General features: G+C 67.9%; 23 protein-coding genes. 14 read left to right on the top strand and 9 right to left on the bottom strand.

Features of this window, described 5'->3' with window-relative positions; translation table 11 throughout:
* Positions 1-61 precede the first annotated feature (61 nt).
* On the bottom strand, positions 62-1,411 hold the full coding sequence (locus L8F97_RS06875) for a NupC/NupG family nucleoside CNT transporter (RefSeq protein WP_242147848.1): 1,350 nt from the start codon (positions 1,409-1,411) through the stop codon (positions 62-64).
* 168 nt (positions 1,412-1,579) lie between these two features.
* Here L8F97_RS06875 and L8F97_RS06870 point away from each other — a divergent pair, with 168 nt between their 5' ends.
* The 7 genes from L8F97_RS06870 (at position 1,580) to L8F97_RS06840 (ending at position 5,626) form a co-directional block, all read left to right on the top strand.
* The gene (locus L8F97_RS06870) at positions 1,580-2,251 is read left to right on the top strand and encodes a queuosine precursor transporter (RefSeq protein WP_242147846.1); all 672 of its coding nucleotides are present in this window, start codon (positions 1,580-1,582) and stop codon (positions 2,249-2,251) included.
* 61 nt (positions 2,252-2,312) lie between these two features.
* The gene (gene argB, locus L8F97_RS06865; RefSeq protein ID WP_242147844.1) at positions 2,313-3,212 is read left to right on the top strand and encodes an acetylglutamate kinase; all 900 of its coding nucleotides are present in this window, start codon (positions 2,313-2,315) and stop codon (positions 3,210-3,212) included.
* A gap of 60 nt (positions 3,213-3,272) precedes the next feature.
* Positions 3,273-3,575, top strand: a complete 303-nt coding sequence (locus L8F97_RS06860) for a YggT family protein (RefSeq protein WP_242147842.1) — start codon at positions 3,273-3,275, stop codon at positions 3,573-3,575.
* Positions 3,572-3,880: a DUF167 domain-containing protein gene (locus L8F97_RS06855; protein WP_242147840.1), complete on the top strand. Its 309-nt coding sequence runs from the start codon at positions 3,572-3,574 to the stop codon at positions 3,878-3,880. Before L8F97_RS06860 ends, L8F97_RS06855 begins: the two co-directional genes overlap by 4 nt.
* The gene (folD, locus tag L8F97_RS06850) at positions 3,877-4,752 is read left to right on the top strand and encodes a bifunctional methylenetetrahydrofolate dehydrogenase/methenyltetrahydrofolate cyclohydrolase FolD (RefSeq protein WP_242147838.1); all 876 of its coding nucleotides are present in this window, start codon (positions 3,877-3,879) and stop codon (positions 4,750-4,752) included. The genes L8F97_RS06855 and folD overlap by 4 nt, the downstream gene beginning before the upstream one ends.
* Positions 4,749-5,009 (top strand): hypothetical protein, encoded by a 261-nt coding sequence (locus tag L8F97_RS06845; RefSeq protein ID WP_242147836.1) that lies wholly within the window; start codon positions 4,749-4,751, stop codon positions 5,007-5,009. Before folD ends, L8F97_RS06845 begins: the two co-directional genes overlap by 4 nt.
* Positions 5,006-5,626 (top strand): MarC family protein, encoded by a 621-nt coding sequence (locus L8F97_RS06840; protein ID WP_242147834.1) that lies wholly within the window; start codon positions 5,006-5,008, stop codon positions 5,624-5,626. The genes L8F97_RS06845 and L8F97_RS06840 overlap by 4 nt, the downstream gene beginning before the upstream one ends.
* A gap of 28 nt (positions 5,627-5,654) precedes the next feature.
* Here the strand turns inward: L8F97_RS06840 and L8F97_RS06835 are convergent, their stop codons facing one another.
* Positions 5,655-7,430 carry an AcrB/AcrD/AcrF family protein gene (locus L8F97_RS06835; RefSeq protein WP_242147832.1) on the bottom strand — a complete coding sequence of 592 codons (1,776 nt, stop codon included), beginning with the start codon at positions 7,428-7,430 and terminating at the stop codon, positions 5,655-5,657.
* A 65-nt stretch (positions 7,431-7,495) separates the two neighbouring features.
* Here L8F97_RS06835 and L8F97_RS06830 point away from each other — a divergent pair, with 65 nt between their 5' ends.
* From L8F97_RS06830 to L8F97_RS06800, 7 genes are all read left to right on the top strand, one after another.
* On the top strand, positions 7,496-7,921 hold the full coding sequence (locus tag L8F97_RS06830) for a GtrA family protein (RefSeq protein ID WP_242147830.1): 426 nt from the start codon (positions 7,496-7,498) through the stop codon (positions 7,919-7,921).
* Positions 7,921-8,649, top strand: coding sequence for a class I SAM-dependent methyltransferase (locus tag L8F97_RS06825; RefSeq protein WP_242147828.1), 729 nt, complete (start codon positions 7,921-7,923; stop codon positions 8,647-8,649). The genes L8F97_RS06830 and L8F97_RS06825 overlap by 1 nt, the downstream gene beginning before the upstream one ends.
* Before the next feature lie 69 nt (positions 8,650-8,718).
* Positions 8,719-9,615 (top strand): GTPase Era, encoded by an 897-nt coding sequence (era, locus tag L8F97_RS06820; protein WP_242147826.1) that lies wholly within the window; start codon positions 8,719-8,721, stop codon positions 9,613-9,615.
* Positions 9,616-9,669: 54 nt separating this feature from the next.
* Positions 9,670-10,815, top strand: a complete 1,146-nt coding sequence (gene tgt / locus L8F97_RS06815; RefSeq protein ID WP_242147824.1) for a tRNA guanosine(34) transglycosylase Tgt — start codon at positions 9,670-9,672, stop codon at positions 10,813-10,815.
* Positions 10,812-11,003 carry a hypothetical protein gene (locus L8F97_RS06810; RefSeq protein WP_242147822.1) on the top strand — a complete coding sequence of 64 codons (192 nt, stop codon included), beginning with the start codon at positions 10,812-10,814 and terminating at the stop codon, positions 11,001-11,003. Before tgt ends, L8F97_RS06810 begins: the two co-directional genes overlap by 4 nt.
* 67 nt (positions 11,004-11,070) lie before the next feature.
* Positions 11,071-13,920 (top strand): M16 family metallopeptidase, encoded by a 2,850-nt coding sequence (locus L8F97_RS06805; RefSeq protein ID WP_242147820.1) that lies wholly within the window; start codon positions 11,071-11,073, stop codon positions 13,918-13,920.
* 131 nt (positions 13,921-14,051) lie between these two features.
* On the top strand, positions 14,052-15,119 hold the full coding sequence (locus tag L8F97_RS06800) for a cell wall hydrolase (protein WP_242147818.1): 1,068 nt from the start codon (positions 14,052-14,054) through the stop codon (positions 15,117-15,119).
* 28 nt (positions 15,120-15,147) lie between these two features.
* On the opposite strand, the gene L8F97_RS06795 is transcribed toward L8F97_RS06800, so the two are convergent.
* From L8F97_RS06795 to L8F97_RS06765, 7 genes are read right to left on the bottom strand one after another with little or no spacing between them, the layout of a single operon-like run.
* Positions 15,148-15,831: an ATP12 family chaperone protein gene (locus L8F97_RS06795; protein ID WP_242147817.1), complete on the bottom strand. Its 684-nt coding sequence runs from the start codon at positions 15,829-15,831 to the stop codon at positions 15,148-15,150.
* Complete coding sequence (locus tag L8F97_RS06790; RefSeq protein WP_409929013.1) at positions 15,828-16,046, bottom strand: hypothetical protein; 219 nt, start codon at positions 16,044-16,046, stop codon at positions 15,828-15,830. Before L8F97_RS06790 ends, L8F97_RS06795 begins: the two co-directional genes overlap by 4 nt.
* Positions 16,043-16,699: an HAD-IA family hydrolase gene (locus tag L8F97_RS06785; RefSeq protein WP_242147815.1), complete on the bottom strand. Its 657-nt coding sequence runs from the start codon at positions 16,697-16,699 to the stop codon at positions 16,043-16,045. Before L8F97_RS06785 ends, L8F97_RS06790 begins: the two co-directional genes overlap by 4 nt.
* A gap of 16 nt (positions 16,700-16,715) precedes the next feature.
* Positions 16,716-17,159 (bottom strand): MaoC family dehydratase, encoded by a 444-nt coding sequence (locus L8F97_RS06780; RefSeq protein ID WP_242147813.1) that lies wholly within the window; start codon positions 17,157-17,159, stop codon positions 16,716-16,718.
* Positions 17,156-18,280, bottom strand: coding sequence for an RluA family pseudouridine synthase (locus L8F97_RS06775; protein WP_242147810.1), 1,125 nt, complete (start codon positions 18,278-18,280; stop codon positions 17,156-17,158). The genes L8F97_RS06780 and L8F97_RS06775 overlap by 4 nt, the downstream gene beginning before the upstream one ends.
* A complete protein-coding gene (gene crcB / locus L8F97_RS06770; protein ID WP_242147808.1) occupies positions 18,277-18,654 on the bottom strand; it encodes a fluoride efflux transporter CrcB in 378 nt (125 codons plus the stop codon). The genes L8F97_RS06775 and crcB overlap by 4 nt, the downstream gene beginning before the upstream one ends.
* Before the next feature lie 57 nt (positions 18,655-18,711).
* Complete coding sequence (locus L8F97_RS06765) at positions 18,712-20,619, bottom strand: alpha/beta hydrolase family protein (RefSeq protein WP_242147806.1); 1,908 nt, start codon at positions 20,617-20,619, stop codon at positions 18,712-18,714.
* Positions 20,620-20,622 lie beyond the last annotated feature (3 nt).

Below are 20,622 nucleotides of genomic sequence, written 5' to 3'. Positions count from 1 at the left end.
GGGTGCTCCACGCCCGCGCGGGGAAGCCCTGCGGCTGGCGCGGCAGCCACCATGGCGGCTGTTAGGCGATCAGCAGGCCTGCCAGCGCTGCCGACATCAGATTGGCGAGGCTCCCCGCCGCAAGTGCGCGCAGCCCGAGTTTGGCGATCATCGGGCGCTGGTTGGGGGCGAGGCTGCCGGTCGACGCCATCTGGATCGCGATCGAGCTGAAATTGGCGAAGCCGCACAATGCGAAGGTGACGATCGCGATAGTGTGCTTGCTGAGACCGGGCATCTTGCCGAGCTGATCGAATGCCACGAATTCGTTCAGCACCACCTTGGTGCCGAGCAGCCCGCCCGCCGCCTGCGCTTCGCTCCACGGGATGTTGAGCAGCCACGCGACCGGCGCCAGCACCGTGCCGAGGATCTCCTGAAAGCTCAGCTCCGGATGACCGAACAGCCCGCCGGCCGCGCCGAGGATGCCATTGGCGAGCGCCACCAGCGATACGAACGCCAGCACCATCGCCCCCACCGCAACCGCGATCTGCACGCCGGTGCGTGCGCCCTCGGCAGCGGCCTGGATGACGTTGGCGGCGCGCTCCTCGCGCGGGGCCTCGATCGCGCGGATGGTCTGATCCTGAAGGTCGATCGGCGCGCCGCTGTCGAGCGGCAGCTCGCCTTCGATCAGCACGGGCGGGTCGGGCATGATGATCTTCGCCATCAGCAGGCCGCCGGGCGCGGACATGAACGACGCCGCGAGCAGGTACGGCAGCGCGCCCGGCCCGAGGAACAGCGCATAGGCGGCGAGGATGGTGCCCGCCACGCCCGCCATGCCGACCGTCATCACCGCGAACAGCTGCGATGGCGCGAGGCTGGCGAGATAGGGGCGGATCACCAGCGGCGCCTCGCTCTGCCCGACGAAGATGTTGGCGGCGGCGCACAGCGACTCGACTTTGCTGACGCCGACCACACGCTCGATCGCACCGCCGATCCAGCGCACGATGAGCTGCATAACGCCGATATGGTACAGCACCGACACCAGCGCCGCGAAGAAGATGATGACCGGCAGCGCGCCAAGCGCGAACGCGTGCGCGGGGTAGATGCAGTGCGCGGCGGTGGCGTCGAGTGGCTGGTGCACCGGCCCGCCGAGTGGCTGCGCGGTGGTCATCACGCAGGCCGGGTTGGTTAGATCGCCGAAGATCACGCGCGTGCCCTCGCCGGCATAGCCGAGCAGCGCGGTGACGCCGTTGGCCATGCTCTGGATGACGACCCGACCGACCGGCACGTACAGCACCAGCACCGCGATCGCGATCTGCAACCCGAATGCCGCGCCAACCACGCGCGGGCGGATCGCACGCCGGTTGGTGGAGAGCGCGAATGCGATCAGGAGGATGACGACGATACCGGCGATGCCGATCAGGAATTTGGTCATGCGGTTCGTTCGCGCCCAGTCGTGCGGTGCCGCCCCCGGGCACCTTTTTCGCGCGCACCATACAGGGCGAGGGCCGCCGCGCCAGAGAGAACGTCGCACGGCCGCCATGCGTAAGCACCGGATATTGGCCGCTTTGACGAAACCGTGAAACGGGCTAGCGTGCAGCGGATGCAAAAGCCGCCCCTCGTCATCCCGCGTTCGCTGTTCTTCTTCTCCATCTTCTACGGCGGCATGGTGTGTATCGCCGGCGTGCTCGGCAACAAACAGGTTTCGCTCGGCCCGGTGTCGGCGTTGGGGCCGATGTTGGGGCTCGGGCCGCTCGCGATCGAGGCCGGGATCGCCGCGTTCCTGCTGCTCGTCATCACCTCCAGCGCGGTGGCGGAACTGCATGGCGGCGTGACCGCGACGCGGCTGGTGCGGTTCGGGTTCGTGCCGCTGGTGGTATCGGTGCTGCTGTCGCTGCTGGTGCTGGCGCTTCCGGCCGCGCCCGACATGGCGCCCGACCGGCGGGCGGCGTTCGCGATGATGATGGGCGGCACGCCGCGCATATGGCTCGGCGGCATTATCTCCTACGGCATCTCGCAGACGCTCAACGTGACGATTTTTTCGATGCTGAAAGGGCGCGAGGGCGGCCGGATGCTGTGGCTGCGCGCTGGCGTGGCGAGCATCCTCAGCCAGATCGTCGATACCTTGCTGTTCGTGACGATAGCGTTCGCAGGCGTGTTCCCGATCGGCGAGCTGCTGATCGGGCAGATGATCGTCAAGGTGCTGTTGTCGGCAGTGCTGGTGCCGCCGCTGATCTACCTGTTCGTAGCGTTCGGGCGCCGGCTGGACGCCTGAGCCGAACGGCACGTGCGCGGAAGGCTACTAATCCCCACCGGAAATCGCTAAGGGCGCGCGCATGACCGATCATTCGCCCTTTCCCGCGCTGCTCGCCAAGGCGGAAACGCTTGTCGAGGCGTTGCCGTATATGCAGCTTCACGCCGGCGCGACCTTTGTCGTCAAATATGGCGGCCACGCGATGGGCGATCCCGAGGCAGCGCGCGATTTTGCCGAGGATGTCGTGCTGATGAAGGCGGTCGGGATCAACCCGGTCGTCGTCCACGGCGGCGGTCCGCAGATCGGCGCGATGCTCAAGCGGCTCGGTGTCGAATCGCGCTTCGTCGATGGCCTGCGCGTCACCGACGCAGAGACCGCGCGGATCGCGGAGATGGTGCTGGCGGGATCGATCAACAAGGAAATCGTCGGCTGGATCGATCAGGCCGGCGGTCGCGCGGTCGGCATTTCGGGGCGCGACGCCAATTTCGTCACCGCCGAAAAGGTGGGTCGCTCCAAGCCGGACAAGTTGCAGGGCATCGAACGTCACGTCGATCTCGGCTTCGTGGGGGAGCCCGTGCACGTCGACCGGCGCATCATCGACACGCTGTCCGATGCGGGCGTGATCCCGGTGATCGCGCCGATCGCGCACGGCAAGGACGGCCAGACCTACAACATCAACGCCGATACGATGGCGGGTGCGATCGCCGCCGCGCTCGGCGCGGAACGCTTCTTCCTGCTGACCGACGTGCCGGGCGTGCTCGACAAGAACAAGGACCTCGTCACCGATCTCGATCCGGCCGGTGTCGCCGCCTTGCGTGCGGACGGTACGATCACCGGCGGCATGATCCCCAAGCTCGAAACCTGCGTGATGGCGGTGGAGAATGGCGTCGAGGCGGCGGTGATCCTCGACGGGCGCGTGCCGCATGCCATGCTGCTCGAAATCTTCACCAAGCGCGGCGCGGGTACGCTCGTCCATGCGTGATGCTGGTCGCGCAGCCGAAAAGCGGGTAGGCGTTGGCCCACGGTTTATCGGAGGCATGCGTTGATTACCCTGATCCAGATTCTGCAGGTACTCGTCCAGGTCGTCTGGTGGATCCTCATCATCCAATTCATCCTGTCGGTGCTGATCGCGTTCAACGTCGTCAACATGCAGAGCGAGTTCGTGCGTTCGGTCGCGATGGCGCTCGACCGCTTGACGGAGCCGATGTACCGGCCGATCCGCCGCTACTTGCCGCGCACCGGCGCGATCGACCTGTCGCCGATGGTGGTGATCGTGATCCTCATCATCCTAGATATTGTGCTCGGCAATCTCGCCAGCCACCTGCGCTACGGCACGCCGATGTGAACGGAGCGGCGTGGACGACGCGCGACGACGGCATCCAGATCGCCGTCCGCGTGACGCCGCGCGGCGGGCGTGAGGCGCTGGTGCCGGGTACTGTGGAGTATTTCGCCGCGCGGGTCGCCGCACCGCCCGTCGACGGCGCCGCCAACGCCGCGCTGGTCGTGCTGGTGGCGCGGACGTTCGGGGTGGCGAAGCGTGCGGTGAGCGTGATCGCGGGGGAGAGCGCGCGGCTCAAGCGGCTGCGTATCCTTGGCGATCCGGTCGCGCTGGCGGCACGCGCAAACACGCTGTACGGGGTAGCACCATGAGCGCGAACATCATCGACGGCAAAGCTTTTGCCCTGGCCCTACGCGAACGCATCGCGGTGCAGGTCGCCGACTTCGTGACTGCGGCGGGGCGCAAGCCTGGCCTTGCGGTGGTGCTGGTCGGCGAGGATCCGGCCTCCTCGGTCTATGTCCGATCCAAGGGCAAGGCGACGCTTGCGGCGGGCATGGAAAGTTTCGAGCACAAGCTACCGGTCGATGTGTCGCAGGACGATCTGCTCGCGCTGGTCGATCGGCTCAATGCCGATCCGGAGGTGGACGGCATCCTTGTGCAGTTGCCGCTGCCCAGCCACCTCGACGAACTGGCGGTGACGACGCGGATCGACCCGGACAAGGATGTCGACGGCTTCCACCCGGTCAACGCCGGGCGGCTCGCCACCGGGCTGCCTGGCTTCGTGCCGTGCACGCCGCTCGGCTGCGTGATGCTGCTCAAGGATCAGCTCGGCGATCTGACCGGCCTCGACGCGGTGGTGATCGGCCGGTCGAACATCGTCGGCAAGCCGATGGCGCAGTTGCTGCTGAAGGAAAGCTGCACCGTCACCGTGGCGCATTCGCGCACGCGCGACCTGTCGAGCGTGGTCAAGCGTGCCGACATCGTCGTCGCGGCGGTGGGCCGGGCGGAGATGGTCAAGGGCACGTGGATCAAGCCCGGCGCGACCGTGATCGACGTCGGCATCAACCGCACCGCAACCGGCCTGGTCGGCGATGTCGATTTCGCCGGCGCGGCGAGCGTGGCGGGCGCGATCACGCCGGTGCCGGGTGGAGTCGGGCCGATGACGATCGCGGTGCTGTTGCGCAACACGCTCGTCTCGGCGGCGCGGCGTGAGGGCGTGGCGATCGACGAGGCGGCGCTGTGACCTTGGCGCCGCTGCTCGGTTGGTCGGGGCCGAAGACCGCAAGGGATGCGGAGATCGCCTTTTCGCAAGCCGCGCAGACGGCGGGAGAATGGGCAACGGGGTTCAACGTGCGCGCGCGCAATGGCTTCGGCGCGTCGGGTGGCGAGACGCTGCGCTGGCATGTCGCCGCCGATAACGATCGCACGCTCTCCGTCGAGGTGCGGGATGGAAAGCGCTATACCCGCGTGATCGCCGATGTCGTGGTGGCGCCGCGATGATCGAGCTGTTCGTCTCCACGCTCATCACGCTGTTCGTGGTGATCGATCCGTTCGGTTGTGCGCCGATCTACGCCGGTCTTACCGCCAACGCGACGCCGGTACATGCGCGTGCGATGGCGATCCGCGCGGTGGTGGTCGCGGCCGCCATTCTGGTGACGTTCGCACTGTTCGGTGAGGCGTTGTTGCGCGGGCTCGGCATCAGCCTTGCCTCGTTCCGCATCGCCGGCGGGATCATGCTGTTCCTGATCGCGCTGGAAATGGTGTTCGAGAAGCGCACCGAACGCCGCGAAGACCGCGCCGCCAAGGTCGCGGCCTCACCCGAGGTGGAGGATGTGTCGATCTTCCCCATGGCGATGCCGATGCTTGCCGGGCCAGGGTCGATCGCATCGGTGATGCTGCTGATGAGCCGTAACGAGGGCATCGAGCGGACCCTGGTGATCCTTGCGGCGCTTGGTACGATCCTGTTGCTGACGCTTGCCGCGCTGCTCGCGGCGGGGCCGCTGATGCGCGTGCTCGGCGCCAAGATCGAGGCGGTGGTGACGCGGATCCTCGGCGTGCTGCTCGCGGCGCTGGCGGTGCAGTTCGTGATCGACGGGGTGAAGATCAGCCTGGGGTGAGGGCGCGAAAGTCGCCCTCACCGGAACCTCAATAGGTGATCCGCCAGAGCCGCAGCGGCGATTTCGCCGGCAGCGGCAGTTGCTCCAGCCACGCCGGCACCTTGTTGTGCGCCAGCTGGTCGTAGAACCCGCCGCGCGCGCGCGCGCGGTACACGGTCGATTCCGCCATGTTCGGGCACACCAGCAGCAGCGTCGCGCCGTGACGCTTGGCGATCGCGCGGAACTCGGCGGGGCTGCGCGTAAAGGCGTGCTGCACGTCGAGGATGGCATCGCCGTTGCGGTGGTAGGGCCCGGCAACGGCATCGTGATGCGTCAGCACGATCAGCCGTGGCCCGAGATCGACGAAGGTGAAGATCGTCGCGGCCGGATAGCGGTCGAGCGGGCGCAGCGCATAGTTGCTGCTGCACGATCCGCCCGCGCGGTTCACCCTAGTGTAGCGCGCCGACGGCTTGGCGATCGGCAGGTAGTTGATGAGATAGCCCGCGAACGTACCCGATACGATCAGGAACGCCGCGACCGTGCCGGCCACCCGCACCAGCACCCAGCGGCTGCCGAGCAGATGCGGGAAGATCAGCCATCCCAAGGCCACCGCGCCCGGAACCGCGAGCAGCTGCGCGCCCGGCCCGGCGCGCGCCTGCCACAGCAGCATCAGCGCGGCGAAGGTGGTGAACAGCAGCACCGTTACCCAATTGACCAGCTTGCGGTCCCGCCGCGCCAGCCATGTTGCGACGATCGCGCCGATCACGCCGATGATCGGCAGCGTGACGACGGTGATCGCGTTGCGGAGCGGATGCTGGTAGATCGGCTTGGCCTCGCGAACATTGGCGAGCCAGGTCCGCGCCAGTTCGGGCGAGACCTGTTCGGGCCGGCCGAGGCATTGCGGGAATACCAGCGCAAAGCCGGCGGCGATCACCAGCGCGGCAACGATCGCCAGCGCCATCCGGACCGCACGGTTCTGCGGGGAGACCCGTGCGAGCAGGAACAGCAAGGCGCCAGCGACGATCATCACCGACAGCCATACCGGCGTCAGCGCGTCGCAGCGCAGTACGCTGTTGGCGTAGGAGGCGAACCCGGCATAGCCGAGCGCGGAGCCGCCCGACAGGCTCAGCGCATAGGTCGCCATGCGTGGCGCCTCGGCGCGATCCCACACCCAGCGCAGCGCGATGATGCCGCCCGCGCCCGCGCAGAATGGCAGCATTTCCAGCCCGATCGTCAGCGACACCGCGCTGGCGAGGCCGACGATCAGCCCCCCGCGCGGTCCCTTCGGGTCGGACAGGCCCGCCACCGTCAGGCTCAGCATCGCAAGTTGCCAGCCGTGATGGTCGATGCGTTCCGGCATGAACATCAGCATGGTCGCGGGGCAGCACAGCAGGAACACGATCGCCAGCGGCCACGCCAGCGGGCTGACCAGCCGCCGCACGGTGGCGGCAAGCCCGAGCATCGCGATCGACAGCGGCAGCAGCGGTGCGATGCCGCAGGCCAGTTTCTCGGCGAAGGGTACGCCGAAGAATGGGCGGAACAGCAGGATCATACCCGCGATCGGCAGATCGACGATCCGGCTCCAGTGGATGTTAAACCCGCCCGGCGGGTTCATCCGATATTGCCGCAGATCGTACCAGCCCTGGCCGTTCAGCAGCGCACGCACCTGCATCAGCCGCATGTTGTCGTCCGTGTCCGGCAGCAACAGGAACTGCATCTGCGCCCATCGATCGTGGAGGAACCACAGGCTCGTCAGCACCCACGCGAGCAGCGTCAGTCGCACCCAGTAGCGGTCGAGCAGAGTATCGGAGCGTGCGCTAACCATGCAAAAAGCTTTCCACGTCTATCTCTGCGCTCTACCGGGGGCGGCGCAAAGGGCAAGTGAACGTAATGACATTGGCAGGGCGGGTGGAAAGCGTGACGTCGAACCCGGTGTTCGGGCAGTTGATCCGCTTCGGCATCGCCGGGGCCGTATCGACGCTGATCTACTCGGCGGTGTACCTGCCGTTGACGATCTGGGTGTTCTCGCGTCACCACGCCGTCTACGCGGTGCCGTTCGCATTCGCGGTGGCGGTCACGGCGGGCTATTTCCTGCACAGCCGGTGGAGCTTCAAGGGCCACGGATCGGGCGAGGGCGGCCCTGCCAAGCAGGCCAAGTTCGTGATGGTGCAGGGTTCTGGCGTGTTGCTGAACGCCGCGATCACCTGGATCGGCACGGCGGTACTGGGCTTTCCGGCGTGGGTGCCGTTGCTGCCGGCGGTCGCGTGTGCGACGGTCTTCACCTTCATTCTCAATCGCTGGCTGGTATTCGGATAATGGATCGCATCGTTTACGACCGCATGGCGGCGCATGATTCCACCCACTGGTGGTATCGCGCCAGGCGCGACATCCTCGCCGATTATCTGACACGCGAGGGGCAGCTGCCGGCGCAGGCGCGCATTCTCGAGATCGGTTGCGGCACCGGGCACAATCTGCCGATGCTGGCCAAGTTCGGAAGCGTCGAGGCGATCGAGATCGATCCCGCCGCGCGCGAGATCGCCAGCCAGCGTCTCGGGCAGCCGGTGGGGAGCGCGCCATTGCCCACGCTGACCGGCGTCGAGCGGGGCGCATACGATCTGATCGCGGTGCTCGACGTCGTCGAGCATATCGAGGACGACGTGGCGGCGCTGAAGGCGATGGCGGAGTGCCTCAAGCCCGGCGGCAAGATCCTCATCACCGTGCCCGCGCATCAATGGATGTGGAGCGCGCACGATACCGTCAACCACCACCACCGCCGCTATTCCAAGGCGACGCTGGAGAAGGCGATCGCGGCGGCGGGTCTGAAATCGCGCAAGCTCGGCTATTTCAACTCGCTGCTGTTCCCGCTCGCCGCTGCGTCGCGGATCGCCGGGCGGCTGCGCGGCAAGGACGACAGCGACGATTCGCCGCCGCCCAAGCTGGTCAACAGTGTGTTCGAGACGATCTTCCGGTGGGAACGCCACCTCGTGGGGCGCGTGCCGCTGACGCCGGGCGTGTCGATCGTGACGCTGGCCTCGCCCCGGTAACGCGCGGGCAATCGCCCCACCCGGCGAAATGTGGTAGGGCGGCGGATGATTCCAGAAAGCACGATGTCCATGACCGACCAAACCTGCGGCCTCGTCGCCGTGCTCGGCGCGCCCAATGCCGGCAAGTCCACGCTCGTCAACGCGCTGGTCGGGCAGAAGGTCGCGATCGTCAGCCCCAAGGCGCAGACCACGCGCACCCGGCTGATGGGCGTCGCGATCGAAGGCGATGCGCAGATCCTGCTGGTCGACACGCCCGGCATCTTCGAGCCGAAGCGTCGGCTCGACCGGGCGATGGTGAGCGCCGCATGGGGCGGCACCGAGGGCGCGGATATCCTCGCGCTGGTGGTCGATGCCAAGGGTGGGCTGAAGGACAAGGTGACCGAAATCGCCGAGGCGATCGCCACCCGGCCGGAGCCGAAATATCTGATCCTCAACAAGGTCGATCTCGCCGACAAGGCCAAGCTGCTGCTCCATGCCGAGCGGCTGAACGGCCTCGCGCCTTTTGCCGAGACGTTCTTCGTCAGCGCTTCAACCGGCGACGGGCTGCCGGAGTTGAAGGCGCATTTCGCCAGGGCGATGCCGGCCGGGCCGTGGCATTACCCGGAGGATCAGGTCTCCGACGCAACCGAACGCGCGCTCGCCGCCGAGGTGACGCGCGAGCAGCTCTATCTCCAGCTCCACGCCGAACTGCCCTACGCCAGCGCGATCGAGACCGAGCAGTATAAGGAACGCGAGGATGGCTCGGTCGAGATCCACCAGCAGATCATGGTGGAACGCCCGACGCAGCGGGCGATCGTGCTTGGCAAGCAGGGCACCCGCATCAAGGAGATCGGCGCGCGCGCGCGGGCCGAGTTGAGCAACATCATGGGGCGGCCGGTGCACCTCTATCTCCACGTCAAGGTCCGGCCCGGCTGGGACGACGAGCGCGACATGTACCGCGAGATGGGGCTCGACTGGGTGGAGTGATCCAGGCGGTTTAGGGTGGTTCCACATCGGTCCGTTCCGCGCTAAACCCCTCAGATGACGGCTCCGCGTTTCGAGTTCACCATCAGCGCCACCGACGGCAAGGCGCGCACTGGCACCATCCAGATGCGGCGCGGCGAGATCCGCACTCCCGCCTTCATGCCGGTCGGCACCGCCGCCACGGTAAAGGCGATGAAGCCCGCCGACGTGCGCGCGGCTGGTGCCGACATCATCCTCGGCAACACCTATCACCTGATGCTGCGCCCCGGCGCGGAGCGGGTGGCGCGGCTGGGCGGCCTGCACGGCTTCATGGGCTGGGACCGGCCGATCCTCACCGATTCGGGTGGTTATCAGGTGATGAGCCTGTCCGATCTCACCAAGCGCGATGAAAACGGCGTCACCTTCAAGAGCCACCTCGACGGCACGCGCCACACGCTCAGCCCGGAGCGATCGATCGAGATTCAGCGGCTACTCGGCTCGGATATCGTGATGGCGTTCGACGAGCTGGTGCCGACCACCTCGACGCCGGAGGTGCAGGCGGCGGCGATGGCGCGTTCGATGCGCTGGGCCAAACGCAGCCGCGATGCCTTCGACGGCGGCGGGGCGCATGCCGAGAATGCCGCGATCTTTGGCATCCAGCAGGGTGCGCTCGACCAGACATTGCGTGGCGACAGTGCGGCGGCGCTGATCGACATCGGCTTCGACGGCTATGCGGTCGGCGGTCTCGCCGTGGGGGAGGGGCAGGCGGCGATGTTCGGCTGCCTCGATTTCGCGCCCGATCAATTGCCGCAGGACAAGCCCCGTTACCTGATGGGCGTCGGCAAGCCCGACGATATCGTCGGCGCGGTCGAGCGCGGCATCGATATGTTTGACTGCGTGCTGCCGACGCGCTCCGGGCGGACGGGGCAGGCGTTCACGCGCGAAGGGCCGATCAACCTGCGCAACGCCAAGTTCGGCGAGGATCAGGGCCCGCTCGATCCCGCCTGCGGCTGCCCGGTTTGCGCCACCTGGAGCCGCGCCTATATCCACCACCTCGTGCGTGCCGGCGAGATCCTCGGCGCGATGCTGATGACCGAGCATAACATCTGTTTCTATCAGGCGTTGATGGCCGATCTGCGCAGCGCGATCGCGGACGGACGGCTCAAGACCTTCGCTGATGCGTTCAGAGCGGCCTATAACCGGCAAAGGGAGAGTGTATCATGACCGACGAATCCGAGGAACTCAACGAAATCGCCGCCGCCGCCCGCGATGCCAAGCGCGCCCGAGAAGCGGCGGCGGATGCGACCGTCTACAACCGCGACCACTGGCCGATCGTACCGATCGCGATCGGTGTCGGGTCCGCGGCGATGACGGCGGCGTTCCTGTACGTGAACCGCACCCGCAAGAAGTGATGCCGCGCCCCGATTGACAGAGCCGCGCGCCGGGCCAAGGGTGCGCGCCTGACTTTCGGAGATGTCGATGCGCCTGTTTCGTGCCGCCCTCATGCTGGGCGCCGCCCTGCTCCCGCTCGCCGCGCATGCTCAATCCGCCGGGGGCGAGAGCGCAAAACCGAACCCGCCCTCGGCGACGCTGAAGCCGCTCGACTTCACCGAACGCACGCTGCCCAACGGCCTCAAGGTCTACGCAATCCGTGATACCGGCACCTCGAACGTGTCGGTGCAGGTGTGGTACAACGTCGGCTCGAAGGACGATCCCGCCGGGCGCTCGGGCTTCGCGCATCTGTTCGAACATTTGATGTTCAAGGCGACACGCAACCTGCCGCCGGAAACGTTCGACAGGCTGACCGAGGATGTCGGCGGGAACAACAACGCCTCGACCAGCGATGATTACACCGAATATCACGAGACGGTTCCCGCCAACCATCTCCAGCGGCTGCTGTTCGCGGAAGCCGACCGGATGGCGAACCTCGTGGTCGATCCGACCAACTTCGCCTCCGAACGCGATGTGGTGAAGGAAGAGCTGCGCGGCGACTTCGCGCGTCCCTACGGCAAGCTGTTCTCCGCCTACACTGCGGCGGCTTCGTACAGCCGGCACCCCTATGCGCGCTCGACGATCGGCAGCATCGCCAATCTCGACAGCGCCAGCATCGACGACGTGCGCGCCTTCCATGCGGTCTATTACCGGCCCGACAATGCCGTGCTGGTGGTGTCGGGCAATTTCGACCCGGCGCAGCTCAACGCCTGGGTGAACCAGTATTTTGCCCCCATCAAGCGTCCCGCCGGCAAGATCCCGCGCGTCACCGTCACCGAGCCGCCGCGCGCCCACGCGACGCGCTACACCGTGTACGAACCCAACACGCCGCTGCCGGCGGTGGTGATCGGCTATCCAGTACCGGCGGACAACGACCCCGACAATCCGGCGCTGACCGTGATGAACGCGATCCTGTCGACCGGCGAAAGCTCGCGGCTCTACCAGAGCCTCGTCTACCGCGATCAGCTCGCCGCGCAGGCGCAGAGCTTCGTGGATACCAAGCAGGGGCCGGGCAATCTGTTCGTGTTCGCGATGATGGCGGGCGGAAAGCCGGTCGCGGCGGGCGAGGCGGCGCTGCGGGCGCAGATCGCCAAGCTGCGCGATGCGCCGGTTACACCTGAGGAACTGACCGAGGCCAAGAACCAGATCCTCACCGCCGCCTTGCTTGGCCGCGAGACGGCGGAGGGCAAGGGCCGCGCGCTCGCCTCCTCGGCGATCATCGACGGCGATCCGCGCACGTCCGACCGGCAGCTCGCTGCGATCCAGAAAGTCACCGCCGCCGACGTGCAGCGGGTCGCGCGCAAATATCTGCGCGACGATGCGTCCGCGACGATCGTCTACGAATCGCCCGAGATGGCGCCCGCCGGTGCCAAGGGCGACACGATCGCCGTTGCCAATACGGTGCAGGTCGCCAACCTCGTCCCGCCCGCACATATCGACACGCCGGAACTTGCGCCGCTCGCCGACCGCATCGCCCCGCCGAAGTCCGGCACGCCAGTCGCCGCCGCGATCCCCAACCCGAACGAGTTCCGCCTCGCCAACGGTCTGCGCGTGGTGGTGGTCGAGCGGCATGCCCTGCCGCTTCTCAGCGCCGCACTGGTGACCACCGGCGGCGGCGCGGACGATCCCGCCACGCGTGCCGGCCTCGCCGACCTCACCGCCGATGTGATGACGAAAGGCACCACCACCCGCTCCGCCACGCAGATCGCGCGCGAGATCGAGGCGCTGGGCGGCTCGATCTCCTCCGATGCGGGCTGGGACGGCTCGGACGTGGCAGTGACGATCAAGTCCGATCAGGCGGGACCGGCGCTCGCCATCCTGGCCGACGTCGCGCAGCATCCTGTGTTCGCGGCAGAAGAGGTCGAACGCGCGCGTGTGCAGGCGATCGACGGTGTCAGCGTGACGATGAAGGATCCCGGTGCGCTCTCCGGTCTGGTGTCGGCGCGCGCGGTGTTCGGGAATGCGCCCTACGGCCATCCGCTGTCCGGCACGCCAGGCTCGCTCAAGGCGATCACGCAGGGTGACATTCGCCAGGCCTATGCCAAGGCATGGCACCCCGATACGGCTACGCTGATCATGGTCGGCGACATCACGCCCGCGCAGGCCAGGACGCTCGCCGAGAGCAACTTCGCCGCATGGGCGGCACCGGCGGCGGTGATCGCCCCCGCGCCGGTCGTGAGCGCATACCCCGCGCCGCGCGTCATCGTGGTCGACATGCCGGATGCGGGGCAGGCGGGTGTGGTGGTCGCACGGCCGGGCATCGCGCGCAGCGACCCCGAATATTATCCGGCAAGCGTGGCCAACGCGGTCTTGGGCGGCGGCTATTCGTCGCGATTGAACAGCGAGATCCGCATCAAGCGCGGCCTCGCCTACGGCGCGAGCAGCAGCCTCAACGCGCATCGCGGCCCCGGCACGCTGTCCGCCCGCACGCAGACCAAAAACCCGACCGCGCCCGAGACGGTGGCGATCATGATCGAGCAGATGAAGCGACTCGGTGCCGAGCCGGTGCCCGCCGCCGAACTGGAAACGCGCAAGGCGGTGCTGATCGGCGGGTTCGGCCGCGCCAGCGAGACCACCGGCGGTATCGCGTCGGTGCTCGGCCAATATGTGCTGGAGGGTGTGCCGCTCGATGAATTGAAGCGCTTTGTGCCGGCGGTGACGGCGGTCGATTCGGCGGCGGTGCAGAAGGCGGCACAAGACGTGATCGACCCGGCGCGGGCGAGCGTCGTGGTGGTCGGCGATGCCAAGCTGTTCCTGCCGGCGCTGAAGAAGGCGTATCCGCAGGTCGAGGTGATCCCCGCCAGCACGCTCGATCTCAGCAAGGCGGCGCTGAAATAGGCGTCACCTCGAATGAAAGGGGCGGGAGTTATCCCGTCCCAACCCTTACCCGCACCACCCCAGTGTTTCGCCACGGGACAGGTGCGAAATCGCAGCAGTCCGGTAACGCCTGATCGGCTAAGCGCAGCTGCGTGAGAGTTCGCCCCTTCCTCGATTCGCGGCGCGTGACGTGGGGGCATCTCGTCGGGGTGGTGCTGCTCGTGTGCTTGGCGGTGTCCGCGCACGCCGCCTACCGCGCGATCGCGGCGCAGGCGGCGCGGGCCGCACCGGCCACCACTCCGCCAGCCGGATACGAGGCGGAGGATCACTTTCCCGGCGCCGCGCTGATCTACGCCGCCGACCCCGTATCTGATCCGGCCGCCGCGCTCGCCGCACCGGGGAAGGGCACCACCGGCACGATCGCATTGCCCGACCTGCCGCTCCCACCCGAGGCGGCAACGACGCCCGCCACCGACGGCACCATCCACCCCGCCGCGCCGTTCAACATGCGCCGCGCCACCGCACTCGATCGTGGCCGCGCGCTCGATTGCCTGACCACCGCTATTTATTACGAAGCCGCGACCGAGCCCGATGCCGGGCAGCAGGCGGTCGCACAGGTGATTCTCAACCGCGTACGCCACCCTGCTTTCCCGGCGACGGTGTGCGGCGTGGTCTACCAGGGGTCCGAACATGCCGGCTGCCAGTTCAGCTTCGCCTGCGACGGCGCGATGCTGCGCGGGCAACCCTCGCGCAGCTACTGGTTGCGGGCGATGCGCGTGGCGGCGGCGGCGCTCGGCGGGTACGTCTGCGCGCCGGTCGGCCTTGCGACGCATTACCATACTTTCGCGGTAACGCCGGCGTGGAACCGCAGCATGGTGATGACGGCGGCGATCGGCGCGCATTTCTTCCACCGCTGGCAGGGCTGGTGGGGTACGCCCGCCGCCTTCCGGCAGATCTACGCGGGTGGCGAACCGGTGCCGGGGCCGCATCCGCGCACCGATCCGCTTCCGCTACCGGGTGTGGCGGCGCCAATCACGCTCGCCACCGCGAGCGCGCCGTTACCGCTGGCGCCTACGCCGGTGCCGCGCACGCCCGCCGCCGTGATCCAGCCGGCCTATGCGCAGAGCGGAACCCCCGTCGCGCCGGTGCCGAAGGAGGCGCAGCCGGGCGATTCGCAGATCCTCGACAAGTGGAAGGATTCGGGCAAGCCGCTGCAATAGCGGTTGCGCGTGTCGTCCGACCGGACCGTCAGCCCAGCAATCCGAGCAGCCGCACGCCCGCGTCGAAGTCCTGCCGCCGCACCGCCGCCGCCGCCTCGGCGAGCGGGTCGCGGCCCCAGCGATCCGCCTGAAAATCCTCGTCGACCAGCGCCGCGCTCCACACCGCCTCGGCGCTCGCCGCGCCTTCGGCCAGCGCCAGCGCCGCCACCAGCGACCCCCCGATCGTCACGACCGGCGATAACGCGGCCAGCTCGAATGGCCCCCGCGCCGCCACTGCCTCGCCCAGCCGTGCAAGCGTGGCGAGCGGTTGCGCGCGGTGCATGATGCCAATGACGATCTCGAAATGCACATCGTAGCGGTGCCGCGCCCAATCGAGCAGCGGGTCCCAAGCCGCCCGTTGCCGGTCGGCCAGCTCCTCCGGCGCGTCGGCGCGGTAACACAGCAGGTCGCTCTCCGCGTAGGCGGCCAGGCCGGCGGCGAAGGTGGCGGGGTCGGGTGCGATCCGGTCGATCGCGGCGTTGGACAGGCCGGTCAGCGGCATGCCGCGCGGGTCGACCGTCTCGCCGGACGCGCGCCATTCGTCCGCCACCGCGTCGGCGAGCGCACGCGTCGGCAGCAGCAACGGTGTGCGGCCGGGCGTGCGCAGCGGCTTGCCGTCGAGCCGCACGCCAAGCTCGGCATCGACCGATACGTCTTTCCAGAAGCGTTTCATCGCAGGTCGCCTTCCTCGGGCGGCGTGCGCCAGCGCCGCGCGAGCGCACGCGGCACCACCGCCATCATCACCAGCGCCGACAGCACCAGCGCAGTGCCGATCACCTTCGGCGGTAGCGTCGTCGCGCGCGCGATCAGGATCAGGCCGAGCACCGCGCCTGCCGCGCCGGCGATGCGGGTGCCGACCATCGCGAAATACCGTGCCGCGACGCTCACGCCGTCATCATCCCGACCAGCTCGGGCACACGCAGCGCCACCGCATGTGCACCGGCCGCGTGGAGATCGTCGGGGGTGTGGTAGCCCCAGCCGACGCCGAGCGCGCGCGTGCCGGCGTTCCGCGCCATCAGCATGTCGTAGCTGGTGTCGCCGATCATCACCGTGGTTTCGGGCGTCGCGCCCGCCTCGGCCATCGCCTGCTCGATCATCGAGGGGTGTGGCTTGGAGGGATGGCAGTCGGCGGTCTGGAGCGTGAGGAAGCGTGGCGTGAGACCATGCGCGGCGAGGATGTGGGTAAGGCCGCGATCGGACTTGCCGGTCGCCACGCCGAACAGCCAGCCATCCGCCTCAAGCTGGTCCAGCACGCCGACGATCCCCTCGAACAACGGCTCCTCGGCAAGCGTGCCGTTGCCGCGCATCGTCTGGAACGCGGTCTTGTAATCGGCGGCGAGCGCGTGGTGGTGCGCCGCCTCGGCCTGCGGCACCAGTGCCGCCATCGCCTCGACGAGGCTGAGGCCGACGATGCGCCGGATCGCGTCGCGGCTCGGAATGTCGAGCCGGTGCGCCGTGAACGTATCCTCCACCGCGCGGCAGATATTGGCCTGGCTGTCGACCAAAGTACCGTCGCAATCAAACAAGGCGAGCCGGTTCATGCGGAAAAATATCGCATCAGGGCCGCGCCGGAAACTGCATCAGCGTGGTCATCGTCAGGACCGGCTCGTCATGCTGGTTGGTGACGGAGGTGCGCATGGTGACCGTGCCCACCGGCTTGCTTGCCGAGCGGCGCACGGTGGCGATCTCGCGCCGCGCGAGCAGCGTATCGCCCGGCCGCACCGGACGCAGCCAGCGCAATTCGTCGATGCCGATGCCGAGCAGCGGCGTGTCCCCGAATGGATTGTTGGTGATGAAATCGCGCATCACCAGCGATGCGACGTGCCAGCCGCTGGCGATGATCCCGCCGAAGCGGCCGACCGCCGCAGCCGCCGGGTCGATGTGCATCGGCTGTGCGTCGTAGCTTTGCGCGAAGGCGATCACGTCCGCCTCGTCGATCCGGAACGGCGTGCCGGGCCAGGCATCCCCCGGCGTCAGATCGTCTAGGTACAGGCCGCTCACTTCTCCGGGGCACCCCGACGGCGGCGCTCGCCCTTGCGCTCCTTGCGGAAGGTCTTGGCGTGCTGCTTGGCCTGCTGCTTCTTCACCGCCTTGGAAGGTGGCGGCGGCGTGTCGAGCGGCATGTTGTCGCCGAGCATCTCCTCAAAGCCGAAATGCTTGAGGCTCTCGGCGAAGTGGCGTGGCAGTTCCGCCTTGACGTCGATCGCGCCGCCGTCGGGATGGTCGATGCGGAGGTTGCGGGAATGGAGGTGCATCTTGCGGCTGACGCCACCGGTGAGGAACGCCGCCTGACCGCCGTACTTGCCATCGCCGACGATCGGATGGCCGATCGCCGCCATGTGGACGCGGAGCTGGTGGGTGCGGCCGGTGTACGGGATCAGTTCGACCCAGGCGCAGGTGGTGCCGGCCAGTTCGATCACGCGGTAACGCGAACGCGCCGGGCTGCCTTCCGCCTCGTCGACATGCATCTTCTCGCCGCCGGTGCCGGGCTGCTTGCCGATCGGCAGGTCGATCGTGCCGTCCTCGATCGAGGGCACGCCGACCACCAGCGCCCAGTACGTCTTCTTGGCGGTACGTGAGGAGAACGCCTTGGCAAAGAACGCCGCCGCGCGGCTGGTGCGCGCGATCAGCAGCGCGCCGCTGGTATCCTTGTCGAGCCGGTGGACGAGTTTCGGCCGCCCCTCATAATCGTCCTGCAACGCGTCGAGCAGGCCGTCGACATGCTCGGTGGTCTTGGTCCCCCCTTGCGTGGCGAGGCCGGGCGGCTTGTTGAGGACGATCGCCTGCGCATCGCGGTGAATGACGAGTTCGCGCGCGAAGGCGATCTCGTCGTCGCTCAGCACCGGCCGTTCGCGCACCTTCGGCGCATCGGGCTTGGCGGCCTCGGCGGGCGGCACGCGGATCGCCTGACCCGCCTTGATGTGGTCGCCCGGCTTGGCACGCGCACCGTCCAGGCGGAGCTGCCCGGTGCGCGCCCATTTGGCGACGGTGGTGAAGCTGGTTTCAGGCAAATGCCGCTTGAACCAGCGATCGAGCCGGATGCCATCGTCATCCGCGCCAATGCGGAAGGTGCGGACGTCGTTCTCGTACTTCGGGTTCGCAAGTTTCGGCGTATCGCTCATGCCACGGCCCTTACCAGATAAAGCCCCGCAAACAGCGCGCAGACCGAGCCGATCACCGACACCAAAGCATAGCCGAACGCGAGCGCAAGATCGCCGCGCTCGATCATCGTCACGGTATCGAGCGAGAAGCTCGAAAAGGTGGTGAACCCGCCCAGCACGCCGATCGCGACGAACAGCCGCAGATGATCGGTCGCACCGCTCACGCGCGCCAGCATGGCGACGACCAGCCCCATCGCGAAGCCGCCGATCAGATTGACAGCGAGCGTGCCATACGGAAACCCCGCGCCGAACAGCGCGGTCATGCCGCGGCCGGCCAGCCACCGCCCGGCGCTACCGATCGCGCCGCCCGCCATTACCAGAAACACTTGTGTCATGGGCGTGCCGTTAGCGCGGATCGGCGGCAAAGAGAACCGTGGCGACAACCGCAGGCGTTATTTCAGATAGTGGTCGAACCACGCGACCGTGCGCTTGCGCAGATCGGTGACATGCGCGGGCAGGCGCACGCCGTGGCCTTCGTCCGGGTAGATGACGAGGCTGGTCGGCACGCCGAGATCCTTCAGCGCGTGCCAATATTCGGTCGATTGCGTCGGCGGCACCTCGATATCGCGCTCGCCGGCCCAGATGAACGTCGGCGTCTTCGCGTTCTTGATGAAGTAGATCGCCGAGGCATCCTCATACGCCTTGTAATCCTGGTACAGCGTCTTGCCGAAGAACGGCAGCATCCACTGGTCGATGCCGTTGGTGCCGTAATAGCTCACCCAGTTCGACAGGCCGGCGCCCGCGACGATCGCCTTGAAGCGGTTGGTCTGGGTGTTCGCCCACATCGACATAAAGCCGCCGTACGATCCGCCGGTGAGGCCAAGCCGCGCGTCGTCGACAGGCGCGACCTTCTCCACCGCATCAATGCCGGTGAGGATGTCGCGCAAGTCGCCGCCGCCGAAGTCACGCTTGTTGGCGGCGGTGAACGCTTCGCCCTGGCCATAGCTGCCGCGCGGGTTGGGCAGGAACACGTAATAGCCCGCAGACAGCAGGTTGCCCGGGCCGCCGTCCGCCGTCTGATAATAGGGCACGTTCGCCGCCGCCGGGCCGCCGTGGACGATCGTCACCATCGGCGCCTTCTTCTGCGGGTCGGCTCCGGCGGGGGCGAGCAGCCAGCCCTGTACGGTGAAGCCGTCGTTCTTCCACGTCACGCTGCGCACGGTGGCGATCGCGGGGGCGGCATCGTTATCGTGGGTGATCTGAACGGGTGCTGCGGCGGGGCCGGTGTAGATTGCGGGCGCGTGGGTGAAATCCTGTACGACCATAGCCACGGTGCGACCGTCCGCGCTGTAGGCGACCTTGGCGTCACCCGCGCTGAAGCTCGCCGGGCGTTTCCAGCCAATCGCGTCGGCGCGACTGCCGCCCACCATCAGCAAGCCGAGGTCCGCGCCACGAAGCGCGGTGCCGCGCAGGCCCGCGGGGGTCGGAACCAGCGAGGTGACGGTGTAGTCGGTGCCGGCGGTGAGATCGCGCGGGGTGCCGCCGGCGAGCGGTACGCTCCATACGTCGCCACCGACCGAGCCGAAGTCACTCATCAACCCGCCGATGTACGAAACGGTGCGCCCGTCCGGCGAAACGCGCGGGTAGTTGATCTGCGTGGTGGGCTTGGCGATGTTGGTCACCGCGCCGGTCGAGGCGTCGACCCGGTCGAGCGTCGCCACCCACCAGTTGTTGTCGCCGTTGCCGATCGCACTGGTCACGACGAAGCCGCTGCCGTCCGGCATCCAGTCATATTCGTAGATATAGCGGTTGGCCGGCGACAGCGGCGTCACCGCCGTAGCCGCGACGGCCGGGCCGGCCACTTCGAACAGGGCGATACGCTGCTCATCGCTCTTTTCGCCGATCTCGCCGACCTGCCGCACGCCCGCCTGCGCCGCGCCGGTCTCCTTCTGCGCGCCGGGCGTGACGAGCAGCGCGATCCGCCTGCCATCGGGTGAGAAGCGCGGATGCCCGGCGATGCCCGCGATCGTCGCAACGGTGTGCGGCGTCGCGCCGCCCTCCACCGCCAGCGTCACGGTGCCCGCCTTCTTGTCGCGCGCCAGCCACGCCAGCGTGCCGTTGGGTGCGAAGGTGAGGTCGGTATAGCTGCACGCCGGGCACGGATCGATCGTCCGCACCACCTTGCCGTCCTTTGCCGAACGGACCGTGATGACGCCGTGTGCATCGCCGACCGACTCGATCGACGCCACCCGGTCGCCGCGCGGTGCGAGCGCAAGGTCGGCATATTGATGGATCGGCGCAGCGGCGAACGCGGGGGTGGCGACGGAAGCCAGCAGGGCGGCGGCGAGAACAAGGCGCATGCG

The organism is Sphingomonas sp. BAUL-RG-20F-R05-02, assembly GCF_022662305.1.
Classification (GTDB): domain Bacteria; phylum Pseudomonadota; class Alphaproteobacteria; order Sphingomonadales; family Sphingomonadaceae; genus Sphingomonas.
This window is presented reverse-complemented; position numbering and strand designations above follow the sequence as displayed.

Coding starts and splice junctions, on each gene's coding strand:
- L8F97_RS06875 (WP_242147848.1), bottom strand. CDS start 1,411: ATGACCAAATTCCTGATCGGCATCGCCGGTATCGTCGTCATCCTCCTG.
- L8F97_RS06870 (WP_242147846.1), top strand. CDS start 1,580: ATGCAAAAGCCGCCCCTCGTCATCCCGCGTTCGCTGTTCTTCTTCTCC.
- argB (WP_242147844.1), top strand. CDS start 2,313: ATGACCGATCATTCGCCCTTTCCCGCGCTGCTCGCCAAGGCGGAAACG.
- folD (WP_242147838.1), top strand. CDS start 3,877: ATGAGCGCGAACATCATCGACGGCAAAGCTTTTGCCCTGGCCCTACGC.
- L8F97_RS06840 (WP_242147834.1), top strand. CDS start 5,006: ATGATCGAGCTGTTCGTCTCCACGCTCATCACGCTGTTCGTGGTGATC.
- L8F97_RS06835 (WP_242147832.1), bottom strand. CDS start 7,430: ATGGTTAGCGCACGCTCCGATACTCTGCTCGACCGCTACTGGGTGCGA.
- L8F97_RS06830 (WP_242147830.1), top strand. CDS start 7,496: ATGACATTGGCAGGGCGGGTGGAAAGCGTGACGTCGAACCCGGTGTTC.
- L8F97_RS06825 (WP_242147828.1), top strand. CDS start 7,921: ATGGATCGCATCGTTTACGACCGCATGGCGGCGCATGATTCCACCCAC.
- era (WP_242147826.1), top strand. CDS start 8,719: ATGACCGACCAAACCTGCGGCCTCGTCGCCGTGCTCGGCGCGCCCAAT.
- tgt (WP_242147824.1), top strand. CDS start 9,670: ATGACGGCTCCGCGTTTCGAGTTCACCATCAGCGCCACCGACGGCAAG.
- L8F97_RS06810 (WP_242147822.1), top strand. CDS start 10,812: ATGACCGACGAATCCGAGGAACTCAACGAAATCGCCGCCGCCGCCCGC.
- L8F97_RS06805 (WP_242147820.1), top strand. CDS start 11,071: ATGCGCCTGTTTCGTGCCGCCCTCATGCTGGGCGCCGCCCTGCTCCCG.
- L8F97_RS06795 (WP_242147817.1), bottom strand. CDS start 15,831: ATGAAACGCTTCTGGAAAGACGTATCGGTCGATGCCGAGCTTGGCGTG.
- L8F97_RS06785 (WP_242147815.1), bottom strand. CDS start 16,699: ATGAACCGGCTCGCCTTGTTTGATTGCGACGGTACTTTGGTCGACAGC.
- L8F97_RS06775 (WP_242147810.1), bottom strand. CDS start 18,280: ATGAGCGATACGCCGAAACTTGCGAACCCGAAGTACGAGAACGACGTC.
- crcB (WP_242147808.1), bottom strand. CDS start 18,654: ATGACACAAGTGTTTCTGGTAATGGCGGGCGGCGCGATCGGTAGCGCC.
- L8F97_RS06765 (WP_242147806.1), bottom strand. CDS start 20,619: ATGCGCCTTGTTCTCGCCGCCGCCCTGCTGGCTTCCGTCGCCACCCCC.